Source organism: Bartonella sp. TT121SHDZB (assembly GCF_042193415.1).
Classification (GTDB): domain Bacteria; phylum Pseudomonadota; class Alphaproteobacteria; order Rhizobiales; family Rhizobiaceae; genus Bartonella.
Genome location: NZ_JBHILR010000077.1, coordinates 1 through 591 on the forward strand (window position 1 = coordinate 1; position 591 = coordinate 591).

The window sequence follows — 591 nt, forward strand, 5'->3', positions numbered from 1 at the left end:
CCGCACATGTCCTCGGAGATGTTCCGCCAGAAGGCCGGCATCGAGGTCACGCTCGTGCCCTTTCCCGGGGCCGCGCCTGCGGTCACGGCGCTGCTGGGCCAGCAGGTGGACTACATGATCGACAACCTGCCCAGCTCCATGCCGCACATCAGGAGCGGCAAGTTCCGCGCGCTGGCCATCACCAGCGCCACGCGCTCGGCCCCGTTGCCCGAGGGCCCCACCAGGACCGAGGCCGGCGTGCCCATGCAGGTCACGGCCTGGTTCGGGCTGCTGGCCCCTGCCGGCACGCCCGATGCCGTGGTCGAGCGCATCCAGCAGTCGGCCCGGCGCGCCATGCAGACGGCCGAGGGGCGCCAGCGCTTTGCCGACCTGGGCGGCGTGCCCGGTGGCGAGACACCGGCCGAGTACGACGCCTTCATCGCCCAGGAACGCAAGAGCTGGGCCCAGATCGTCAAGGCCGCAGGCCTGTCGCTGGAATAGTTCTCCCCTCCCGTCCGTCCCCCCTCCCATGCAAGAAGACATCGCCGCCCTGCTGCGCCAGCCCTTTGGATCGCTGCCCGAACTCGTCGCGCTGCAGGCCAGCCAGCGCCC

General features: G+C 71.2%; 1 protein-coding gene. It reads left to right on the top strand.

Translation table 11 applies throughout. The features are described from left to right. Positions 1-480 (top strand): Bug family tripartite tricarboxylate transporter substrate binding protein (locus ACFIKI_RS08585; protein WP_375666805.1); only part of this gene is annotated, 480 nt, incomplete at its 5' end. Between the last annotated feature and the right edge of the window lie 111 nt (positions 481-591).